The 9,833-nt window shown below is 56.5% G+C and carries 18 protein-coding genes; 15 read left to right on the top strand and 3 right to left on the bottom strand.

Annotated elements, in window-relative coordinates; translation table 11 throughout:
* Positions 1-5: 5 nt before the first annotated feature.
* The gene (locus tag Q0331_RS03250) at positions 6-512 is read right to left on the bottom strand and encodes a winged helix-turn-helix domain-containing protein (RefSeq protein ID WP_298074839.1); all 507 of its coding nucleotides are present in this window, start codon (positions 510-512) and stop codon (positions 6-8) included.
* A 151-nt stretch (positions 513-663) separates the two neighbouring features.
* Here Q0331_RS03250 and Q0331_RS03245 point away from each other — a divergent pair, with 151 nt between their 5' ends.
* Complete coding sequence (locus Q0331_RS03245; protein ID WP_298074837.1) at positions 664-894, top strand: XRE family transcriptional regulator; 231 nt, start codon at positions 664-666, stop codon at positions 892-894.
* Positions 895-1,084: 190 nt separating this feature from the next.
* On the opposite strand, the gene Q0331_RS03240 is transcribed toward Q0331_RS03245, so the two are convergent.
* The gene (locus Q0331_RS03240; protein WP_298074835.1) at positions 1,085-1,315 is read right to left on the bottom strand and encodes a hypothetical protein; all 231 of its coding nucleotides are present in this window, start codon (positions 1,313-1,315) and stop codon (positions 1,085-1,087) included.
* A gap of 99 nt (positions 1,316-1,414) precedes the next feature.
* Between Q0331_RS03240 and Q0331_RS03235 the strand changes: the two genes are divergently transcribed.
* The gene (locus Q0331_RS03235) at positions 1,415-1,897 is read left to right on the top strand and encodes a BRO family protein (protein WP_298074833.1); all 483 of its coding nucleotides are present in this window, start codon (positions 1,415-1,417) and stop codon (positions 1,895-1,897) included.
* 699 nt (positions 1,898-2,596) lie between these two features.
* Here Q0331_RS03235 and Q0331_RS03230 read toward each other — a convergent pair.
* Positions 2,597-3,022 (bottom strand): hypothetical protein, encoded by a 426-nt coding sequence (locus tag Q0331_RS03230; RefSeq protein WP_298074832.1) that lies wholly within the window; start codon positions 3,020-3,022, stop codon positions 2,597-2,599.
* 355 nt (positions 3,023-3,377) lie between these two features.
* Between Q0331_RS03230 and Q0331_RS03225 the strand changes: the two genes are divergently transcribed.
* The 13 genes from Q0331_RS03225 to Q0331_RS03170 all read left to right on the top strand — a co-directional run bounded on the left by Q0331_RS03225 (position 3,378) and on the right by Q0331_RS03170 (position 9,770).
* Entirely contained in the window at positions 3,378-3,608 is a 231-nt protein-coding gene (locus Q0331_RS03225) for a helix-turn-helix domain-containing protein (protein ID WP_298074830.1), read from the top strand.
* Positions 3,605-3,871 (top strand): hypothetical protein, encoded by a 267-nt coding sequence (locus Q0331_RS03220; RefSeq protein ID WP_298074828.1) that lies wholly within the window; start codon positions 3,605-3,607, stop codon positions 3,869-3,871. Before Q0331_RS03225 ends, Q0331_RS03220 begins: the two co-directional genes overlap by 4 nt.
* Before the next feature lie 130 nt (positions 3,872-4,001).
* Positions 4,002-4,295 carry a hypothetical protein gene (locus Q0331_RS03215; protein WP_298074825.1) on the top strand — a complete coding sequence of 98 codons (294 nt, stop codon included), beginning with the start codon at positions 4,002-4,004 and terminating at the stop codon, positions 4,293-4,295.
* A gap of 5 nt (positions 4,296-4,300) precedes the next feature.
* Complete coding sequence (locus Q0331_RS03210) at positions 4,301-4,588, top strand: hypothetical protein (RefSeq protein WP_298074823.1); 288 nt, start codon at positions 4,301-4,303, stop codon at positions 4,586-4,588.
* Positions 4,573-5,457 carry a YqaJ viral recombinase family protein gene (locus tag Q0331_RS03205; protein ID WP_298074821.1) on the top strand — a complete coding sequence of 295 codons (885 nt, stop codon included), beginning with the start codon at positions 4,573-4,575 and terminating at the stop codon, positions 5,455-5,457. The genes Q0331_RS03210 and Q0331_RS03205 overlap by 16 nt, the downstream gene beginning before the upstream one ends.
* A complete protein-coding gene (locus Q0331_RS03200) occupies positions 5,458-5,943 on the top strand; it encodes a hypothetical protein (RefSeq protein ID WP_298074819.1) in 486 nt (161 codons plus the stop codon).
* Positions 5,930-6,283 (top strand): hypothetical protein, encoded by a 354-nt coding sequence (locus Q0331_RS03195; RefSeq protein WP_298074816.1) that lies wholly within the window; start codon positions 5,930-5,932, stop codon positions 6,281-6,283. The genes Q0331_RS03200 and Q0331_RS03195 overlap by 14 nt, the downstream gene beginning before the upstream one ends.
* A 293-nt stretch (positions 6,284-6,576) precedes the next feature.
* Complete coding sequence (locus Q0331_RS03190) at positions 6,577-7,476, top strand: hypothetical protein (protein WP_298074814.1); 900 nt, start codon at positions 6,577-6,579, stop codon at positions 7,474-7,476.
* Positions 7,458-7,997, top strand: coding sequence for a hypothetical protein (locus tag Q0331_RS03185; protein ID WP_298074812.1), 540 nt, complete (start codon positions 7,458-7,460; stop codon positions 7,995-7,997). Before Q0331_RS03190 ends, Q0331_RS03185 begins: the two co-directional genes overlap by 19 nt.
* Positions 7,998-8,002: 5 nt before the next feature.
* Positions 8,003-8,476, top strand: coding sequence for a single-stranded DNA-binding protein (gene ssb / locus Q0331_RS03180; protein ID WP_298074810.1), 474 nt, complete (start codon positions 8,003-8,005; stop codon positions 8,474-8,476).
* Positions 8,477-8,510: 34 nt separating this feature from the next.
* On the top strand, positions 8,511-9,062 hold the full coding sequence (locus tag Q0331_RS10790; RefSeq protein WP_367274952.1) for an HNH endonuclease signature motif containing protein: 552 nt from the start codon (positions 8,511-8,513) through the stop codon (positions 9,060-9,062).
* 113 nt (positions 9,063-9,175) lie between these two features.
* Positions 9,176-9,553: a hypothetical protein gene (locus Q0331_RS03175; RefSeq protein WP_298074808.1), complete on the top strand. Its 378-nt coding sequence runs from the start codon at positions 9,176-9,178 to the stop codon at positions 9,551-9,553.
* 1 nt (position 9,554) lies between these two features.
* Positions 9,555-9,770, top strand: coding sequence for a hypothetical protein (locus Q0331_RS03170; protein WP_298074806.1), 216 nt, complete (start codon positions 9,555-9,557; stop codon positions 9,768-9,770).
* Positions 9,771-9,833 lie beyond the last annotated feature (63 nt).

Here is a 9,833-nt window from a genome sequence, read left to right as displayed (position 1 = left end):
GCGACTTAGGTTTCGTAGTCATCTGGGGTTCCTCCTACTTCGGGGGAGCTATCGGCTACCGCATCGTCCGGCATGCCTGAATCGTATGAAGAAGACTCGACAACGGGGGTAGAGGTGTTTGATTTTCTACGGGCTGCCAGCTCGTCGACGGGGTGGCTAGATCGACCCATGACTTCCTGTACGAGCGCCAGTTTCTGATCTGCGCCAAGAATGTCCTGTGCTAGGTGGTATACAAGCTCTTCTGGTGTGGCGGTCGCCAAACTCTTCCCGCCATCGTCGAGGTAGTCAAATATTTCACTGACGCTTACGTGCCCGAGCTCTTGGAGAGCGATTACGGGATTGATCTCAAATCCGCGAGCGATCGTGATGATGTCGTCTGCGGTAAGCCCTTTTGCCATGCGGGAGTTGGTCGCATTGCGGGAGATGTTGAGCTTGTCCGCGATGTCTTGAGCTGTGATGCGCTTTCCAGACATGGATGAGAACCAGTTTTTGTAGCGGTCTGCGTTGGTCATGTAATCCATACTAGTGACCACAAAAGTTGTCAGCAAGTGGGGGTTAATCAGGGGTAATGCCAACTCGGGTGCCCCCGCTGTAATTCCATCCTTGTCAGATTGGCGCCGCATGACATATTCTTTTGTCAGTCACCAAGAAAGAGGTTAAACAGTGACAACATTCCTTATCAGTCTTGATGAACTTGAACGTGTAAAGCGTGTCAATCGACTGGCATCGGCAGTAGACCTAGCTGCATACACAGGAGTTTCCCGGAACACATGGAACAAGGCTCTCAAGACCCGCAAGCCAACACCGCAAATTCTGGACGCGCTGGCATTCATGGGAGCCCGGCCAGAAAAGGTGCTTATCGCTCTTTCAGAGGATGACCTGCAAGCGGCATAAGTAAGAGCCCCGCATAAGGAGAAAAAGTGAAAACGGAATGGAGTTACCGCAGTGTCTATCAATAAGGAAACCCCCGGCGCCACAACGCCAGGAGCATCAAAAAACTCGGTCACAGTATCGGCAAAGCGAAGCATGGACAAAGCAATGACCGCAAGAGATTCAGTAGCGACAGCGGCTCGAGCGAGCAGGGCTAAAGAACTTCCTCCTGACTGCTCTCATGAATCATCCATGCACCCCACTTGCTCGGATCGAAGTGCACGGTCGTTGTTTTCAACTGGTCTAACAGGCGCACGGGGATTTCTACGAAAGTGCCTGGTGCAGCTTCGGCAATGGATTTCTGGACATCATTCACATCAACACCGTCCTGCAGAGCCCAAGTGACCGACTGGTTACCGAGGTTCGCGTTCAAGAACCAAGTCATCTTTTCACCTCCTTTCCGTTGGATACGAAAAGGATACTCCGCATAAGAGAAGCCCCTGCGGGAACAGGGGCAAAAGGAAAACTAAGGAAAGAATACCAAATGGAACTGCAGCAACAGAATTTCGACTTTCACGGTCATGCCGTGCGAGTGCTCGGAACCGAAGAGAACCCCATGTTCGTCCTTAATGACGTAGCTAAAGCACTGGGCATTAAGAACATCGGTGTTCTCGTTGGTCGGCTAGACAAAGCTGACATCTGTCGAACAGATGTCAGGTCTGAGCGCCAAGTCCGGAACATGGTCACCGTTAATGAGTCCGCTTTATATGAGGTGGTGCTCCGTAGCGATAAGCCTGAAGCGCGCCGCTTTTCGCGGTGGGTTACTCACGAAGTTTTGCCCACAATCCGCAAGCATGGCGCATACCTGACCGAGCAGCGGGCGATGGAGATGGGGCTGTTCCGGATTAAGGAAACCACGGTGGTGCATTCGGACGGGCATACCTCAATTTCAAAGACTCCGAAGGTGACAGGGAAGGGGCAACAGTATTTCGTTTCCCGGTTCCTGGATGGGCGGTTTGCTGCCTAACTGATCTGGTTCGTCTGGGAGGGGAAGCCTGGACGAGCTGACGGAGCGTCACTGTGACGTTTCGCGCCCTGGGTAGACCTACCCCCATGGTGCAATTCCTGGGCAGGGCACAAGGGTCTTTAGTCCCGTGTTTTTTGAGAACTGAATAGTGCATAGCGCCGTCCTATTACGGGGCGGGATGACATGCGGGTGAGCGCCGGTTCTTAGACGCGCCATGATTCCGTATGCCCTGCTCTACACCACTGGTTCGGGTTGCGCCGACCGGTGAGGTAACAGACGAGCGCGAATACAAATCCCCAGGCTCATATTGGTTTTTGCACGCGATCACCGGCCACGCCAGCTTTTTGGCGCGTGTTGTGTGACGTGCAGGCGGGTTCGACTCCCGCTGTGGGCACTAGGGGTGCGTTAAATGCCGGTGCCGACCTGCTTTCCCGGCTAAGCAAGCTCCTACGGGCAGATTCGCCTTTCTGACTGCCCTGCGCGCTGCGCACCCCTTTTCACCACCCACACGCCGAAATCACGAGAGGAGGAATTGTTGACAACGCTGATCCCAGGAAATCTCACTACTAGGGAATGCCTCATTGTTCATGAGGTGCTGCAACGCATTAAACAGAGAGTCCTGGAAGGGCATCCATCTGGCCAAGTGATAGATCAAGCCCTTACTCAGACTGTAGAGCAAGGTACTTGCAGGCCTCCCGTTTAAGCCCCAGGGGCGAACAGTTCCCTAATAGTGTTGCCCGCCGAGCTTAATGACGGAAGGTTATTCACAGCATACGGGTATACGAAGTTATCGAATACACGCTTCCACCTGGACTTATCGTCACTCTTCAAGGAGATGATAGCTAGAGCGCCGAGCAAACGTTCATAGGATTGCTCAAATGCGAAATCGCCAAGCACTTCTAAATCGTCGATACAGCACCGCATGTGGTTAATGACGGTGAACGCGGAATCTTTAACACTCGCTGGTAGCGAACCATCCTGCGTCAGTTCCTCAATGATGACTTCAAGATACGATCGGAGGTTCTCTACTTTTTCGGCTTGTGGTGCGGGAATTAAGTCGCGCAGCATGAATGCCAATGTGCTGAGATGGTCCCGTGGTGTCTGGGGGATATCACCGCTTCCCACAGTTCCCCAGCTTTTTGGATAGCAAAAGAGAATCCTTCGCCATTCTGGAAGATATCGGCGATACACCTCGGTCTGTCCACCTGTTGAGTCCAGACGATCTAACAGTTCACCGATCTGTTCGATGAGCCGAGCTGCCCGCATGTGTTCAGTCAGTTCATCATCAGTCCTCGACTGAGCCTTGCTGAAGTGGAACCATCATTCCATTTATTGAACACGTCGAGTAGAAGCTGCGCTGGATTTGCCATACCCAGAATCTTAACCAACCAAACAAACAGCCCCCTCTTTTTCACCTACCGCGAGATAAAGGAAAAAAAAAGGGGGCTTCGTGTTGCCTTACCTGAAAGGGGAAACACCCATGAATCGTAACAGATACCGCGACCTGATGGACGACATTGAAGCCGTCCTGGGCGAGCGTAAACGAATGCTCACCATCGACGAGTTCGCCGCACTCAGCGGGCGGAACCGTCAAACCGTGTGGCAGTGGTGCGCATCCGAGAAGCTGCCAGCCACACAGACCGTGAGGGGCGGACGCTACCTCATTAACTACCGTCAGTTGCTTGATTCTTTCCCGGAGGTTGCCGCATGAGTCGCCACGATGAAACACCAATCACGAATCGTATTATCCCGCCGTCACATCCGACGGTCCAGGGGGCGCAGCGTCGCCTGATCAGTGGGATTGACGAGTGGCTTGATGAGGATGATGACTACACCGATGACGCTGTGCCCTACGAGCTTGACGATGAGCAGCGCGTGAGCTTGTTTGACATGATCGCCGCGTCGCTGGCCGCTATCGCGTTCGCGGGAACGATTCTGCTGATTGCCTGGCACCTCGGAAAGCTGCTGGTCTGATGCCTCTCATTGATCCCTACAACCACGATGACAGCACCCCGCCTCCGCCATTCTGGTTCTCCCTGGGCTTTGCCGTCGGCATGGGCGTGATCCTCATCTGCGTGATCCTCCTGACCTAGAAAGACCACCATTGAAAGACCTAGAAACCCAGCTCGCGGATATGAAGCTGGATCGCTTGATTTCCGCGACACATTCCCAGCTGCTAAAGACGGACGACCCGCTGGCTACCTACACGGCTGAATTACTACATCGGCTTCCCCGCCTGCGTGACCGTAACCGCGAACTACAACAGCAGCTAAGCCGAGCGAACCACCCGCGCCCCGGCGTCTCCGCCGACCGGCTACGGAAGAAGATTCGTGAGGCAACCCGCTCGCAGCGCGCTATCTGCAACCACCTCGACGCACTAGCAAACGAGATCAGGTGATCGCGGTGCGCGAGATCAAGCAAGTACCGATCCCGTCCGGGCTACAGGCTGCGCTGGCCGCCAAGCGCGACCGCCTGGGCAGCGATCTGATTGTGGAGCTGACGGGGATTTCGCCAGCCCAGCTCAATGAGTGCTGCAACCCCATATCACGCCGAAACACCATGTTTATTTCCACGCTAGACAAGCTCGTTACTCGCCTCGGGCTGGACATCAATTTCATCTACGAGGCAGAGGCGGAAGCCAAGCGTCTTATAGAAGAGAAAGGAGCGTTGCCACCATGCCGCAACGTCTAATTAGCTTCGACACTGAAGAGTGGTTGGAGCAGCGCCGTGAGGTTATCACGGCTACGGAAATTGCGAGGGCGATCCGGTCGCCTAAATATGCTCGCGAGCTGCGCGAAGAGAAGCGCACCGGGGCGCAGAGTTTCACTGGCAACCGGTATACCGAGTGGGGTAAGGAGCGCGAGCCGGTTATCGCTAAACACGTTCGATTAGAGATCGACTCAAGCCTCGAGGCCAACGACGACCTGTGGGTAGATGACGCTGGCCTGATCGGCGCGACACCTGACATGGTTGATCGTGATTGGCGCGAGGGGCAGCCGATGGAGCTGATCGGCGAGATTAAGACCGTTGGCGCCCATCGTGACTGGGGCGATGGGGATATTCCTGGCGTGTACTTCGACCAGGTGCAGGTTCAGTTGTATGTGACTGACGCGGACGAGTGCCTGTTCTCTTGGGAGCCGTACGTGATTGAGGGCGACGAGTTCAAGCCCGGCGAGGTGCGCAGCTGCGTTATTCGACGCAATGAGAGGCGCATCAAGGAGTTAGTGGACTTCGCCCACCAGTGGCTTGAGGGAAAGAACCCGACCGCCCCAGATGTGTCCTTCGAGTTGGCGCAGGTCAAGAAGCTGACCGACATGAAGGCCGGTATCGAGGCGGAGATTAACGAACTGCGAGCACAGATCATCGGCGCCATCGGCGACGAACCGTGCAGCTGGGAGTATCCCAGCATCGGCCTGGTGACCATGACGAAGCCGAGTGTGCGCAAGACCTTCGACTCCAAGAAGTTCCGCAAAGATCATGCCGACCTGGCCGACCAGTACACGGTTGAGAAAGAAACGAAGCCAAGCTTACGCCTGACATTCGAGAAGGAGGTGTCCTAAATGGGTAATCAGATCAACCTGGACAACTATGAACCTGTCGAGGAGCGCATTATGCGCTTCAAAGACACGTACCCGAACTACCGCATGACCAGCGAGGTCGTGGACATGCGGGGCGAGGTGGGAGCCACCCGCTGGGTCGTGAAGGTGGCACTCTATCGCAACTTCGAGGACGAGAAGCCACTGTCCGAAGGGCACGCCTTCGAGGTCGACGGCGCGGGCATGACACAGAAGGTAGCCGCGCTGGAAACCTGCGAAACCTCCGCACTGGGACGCGCGCTGGCGAACGCTGGTTTTGCTGGCAATCGCCGCGTGACGCGCGAAGAGATGATGAAGCCGAAAATCCAGGAGCTTACCGACCGGGCGAATACCTGCAAGACAGAAGCTGACCTGAAGAAAGTGTGGAGCGAAGCGATGGAGCTTGGCGTTGCCAACCACTTGACATTGGTTGTGAAGCGCAGGAGGGCGGAACTGAATGGAGCCTCTTAACCCTGTCCAGATCGAGCGCGACCTACGCACCACGAACGAACGCATCTATAAGGGCGTGGAGGTCGTCTCGAAGGCGTACGCCGACTACCTCGACGCGGAGCGCGACTACAAAAACGCCTACGCCATGGCCTACCTGGCAGCCGAGGGCAGCATCAAGGACAAAGAGGCTAAGGCAGAGGTCGCCACCGAAGAGAAGCGCGCACGCCGCGACGTGGCCGATGTAGCCCACAAGCGAGCGAAGGACACGTTGCGAGCTGTCATGGGCGAGCAGTCCGCGCTACAGACCATGGCAGCCGGAATCCGCCAAGCCTATGCGGGGAGTGGTCATGGGCAGACGTAAGGCGATGCCGTTCGAGGTGTGGCAGTACGTCCACGAGCGTGCGGAGGGCGCCTGCGAGGCGATGATCCCTGGCGTGTGCGTGGGCGCTATGCATCACTTCCATCACCGCAAAATGCGCTCACAGGGTGGCGAGCACACCGTCCATAACGGATTAGGTACTTGCCACGCATGCCACTCATTCATTCATGCTAACCCCGCTTGGTCTTACGAGCGGGGTTTGTTGATTCGTGGCCGGGACGAGGTTACCTGGCCGCCGAAATACTACCGAGGGGTTTACAGAAAGGAGGAGGAAGGTGCCAAGAATCAGAACGATTAAGCCCGAGTTTTTCACATCGCCAGATACGGCCAGCGTCTCACATACAGCAAGGCTTCTTTATGTGGCCATGTGGTGCCTTGCCGACGACCACGGGCGCGGAGAGATGAACATGCTTCAGCTCCGCGCTTTTGCTTTCCCGGAAGAGGATCATTGGCTCGACTCTGAACTTCAGAGGCAAGGCAAGGAATTTCAGTGTCTTTGCAAGGAAGTTGTGGACGGCTTCGGAATCGACGTTTATAAGCACCGTGGGCGTACTTTTTACAGCATTCCCAGCTGGGACGATCATCAAAAGCCCCAACGGCGCGCGAATCCAAAATACCCAGCGCCAGATGACCCAGACTCTACCCCTGACCAGCGGTTTAGCGGAAATGAAGGAACTTCATTGTCTTTGCAAGGAACTTCAGTGCCTCCGCACGGAAAAACACCCCTAGGAACAGGGAAAGGGAACAGGGAAAGGGAACAGGGAAATATATCGTCCGAAGCAAGTTCGGACTCGTCCGCCCGAAGGCCGGACGCGCGCCCGACCGAGTACCCGCCCGCATTCGAGGATTGGTGGAAGGCCTACCCACGCCGACGCAACGCCTCAAAGAAAGACGCGGCGAAGCAATGGCGTGAAGCGACCAAAACCATCGCCCCCGAAGAACTGCTCCGCCTCACATCCGTCTATGCGGATAACCCCGGAGTCGATGACGCGCGCTACATTCCCCACCCGCACAAGTGGCTCAAAGACCGTCGCTGGGAGGCGATCGAGGAGACCGACAACCCCGCCACGCCTCACAGCCGCTTTACACCGGAAGCAATCGCTGGCCGCTTCTACGGCACTAGCCAGCCGGAGATCGTCGACGCGGAGGTGCTGCCATGGCAACTCGAAGCATGAGCGACGACCACGCCCTGCAAATCGCCTTCAAGGTGATCTCGATCCTCAAGGCTGCACTCCCGCAGCATATGCCCCGCATGGAGGACGAGCACCAAACGAAGATCGTTGCCACCGTCTACGCCGATGTGATCGCCAGAACGCACCTACCCGCCCGTGTGTTCCAGGAAGCCGCGTTGTGGATCACTCGCACTCATGACGGCGACAGGCAGATTACGCCCTCGCTGTTCCGCCAGGCGGTGTGGCGCGCCAACGAGGAGCTGTCCGCTGACCCGGATTACCGGCGAGTCCGCGAGCAGATCAGGCAGAAGCGCGAGCGGCAACGGCACCTGCAGATGGGGCTCACTGCCGATGGGCGATCCCCGGAGCTGTGTCAGCGAGCCGGGAATGTCGACCAGAAGGCTGTAGAAGCGACGAAGAAGCGCCTCGGGCGTAAGTGGGCGCTAGAGGCGGGAAAGTCCGCGAGAGACGCCAATCAGAGCGAATTTGACGCCAACCAAGACCAACCAACCACCAAGGAGTAGAAAAAATGACCCACATGACTATCACCGGCAACCTCGCCAGCGACCCAGTACTGCAACACAACGCGGAAGGCCAGCCCTGGGCAGGGCTCACCGTCCTATGGAGCGAGCGGGAGAAAAACAACGCCACCGGACAGTGGCAGGACACGCCCGTCATCGCCGTCAAGGTGTCCTGCTTCGGCACCCTGGCAGCCAACGTCGCGCACAGCCTCAAGAAGGGCACGCGCGTGACCGTCACGGGCAAGGTGCGACCTACCGCATGGCAATCACCTAACGGCGAGCAGCTACAAATCAAGATGATCGCCGACTCCGTCGCGCCAGACCTCCGCTGGGCAGTCGCAGATGTGCAAAAGGCCACGACGAACCAGCAGGGCAACCAGCAGCAGAACAACCAGGCAGGTTTCGGCCAGCAACAGGCCGACCCGTTCGCCGACCAGCCCGCCAACCAGCAGCAGGGTGACGATGGAAACCCGCCCTTTTGATGGAAAATCGCAGGTCAAGGTGGTAAAATGAAGCATGGCCGCGAGGTGTTGGAGCACCTACACGGCCACTAACCCAACCAGTTCGATCACAGCGAATGGAGGGCTAGGCATGAAGCCTACCGTCAATAGGTACCGCGTGCCTAAAACGCGAATCATTATCCCCTCACGAGTGGCGGAGCGCGCCGCAAGTCGATATGAGATTAACGGGGATTGCTGGATAAGCACCTACTCGGTGGCCAGTCATGGTTATGCGCAAATCGGGTGGCAGGACGGGGATTACAGGCAAGCAGTGACAGCCCATCGCGCAGCCTGGGTCTACCACAATAAAGCGCAAATCCCTGAGGGGCACACAATTGACCACTTATGCAAGAACCGTAAGTGCGTTAATCCAAAACACCTGAGAGCGCTTCCAAATTTCGAGAATGCGCGCCGAACTTTCGGGCGCGACTGGCCTGTAGGTACCTGCGTTAATGGCCACCCAAACTCCGAGTTGTATTGGGATGGCGAGCGCTACAGGTGCAAGCCATGCATGACAATGTATCAGCGGAATTATCGCAGGCGGAAACGCGCAAAAAAGTCTGCTTAACCCCCTTCTTCGCCAGCTTGTCAGGCATGTGTATATACGCAAAGAATTAACGCCTAAGTGGGGCAGGCTGAAGACGATTTTCAGCCAATTTCTAACACGAAAGAAGGAAACCAATGGCACGCACAAGGCAATCAGCCAAAGCAGCCGGGACACGCTTTGAACGCCTTATAAGCGACCATCTCCGCGACAACGTCAGCGAATACATCGACCGGCGTGTAAAAACAGGCGCGAAAGATCGCGGGGACATCTCCAACGTCCGATCCCATGGCGAGCGAGTGGTGGTGGAATGCAAGAACACCGCCCGCCTAAGCCTCGCTCAATGGATCGACGAAGCGCACACTCAAGCGGGCAATGATGACGCAGCAGTAGGTGTAGTGATCCACAAGCGCCACGGCGTAGCAGACCCGGGCCGCCAATGGGTCACCATGACTGTCGATGATCTCGTGTTCTTCCTTACGGGCGAACTACAGGAGTCGCGCTATGAGCCATGACATGAATCGCCCGATAACGAATTTCGACCGCGCGATCGACATCGCCGCCTACATGGACGAGGTGGGCGAAAGCCTATTTGAGCTCGTGCACCAGCTACATGTCGCCGGGCTCATCACACCCGACCCTGGCGAGAGCAGTGTCACCTACTACGACCTGTACGAACCTGACGATTCAGCACCGATCTACCGACCAGCCCCTAAGGAGGACATCCCATGACCATCAGTAGAACCTACGACCTACCCGAACCGTCGAAAACCCGCGACACATACAGCACCTGGC

Origin of the sequence: uncultured Corynebacterium sp. (assembly GCF_937999985.1) — a bacterium.
In the GTDB taxonomy this organism is placed as follows: domain Bacteria; phylum Actinomycetota; class Actinomycetes; order Mycobacteriales; family Mycobacteriaceae; genus Corynebacterium.
This window is presented reverse-complemented; position numbering and strand designations above follow the sequence as displayed.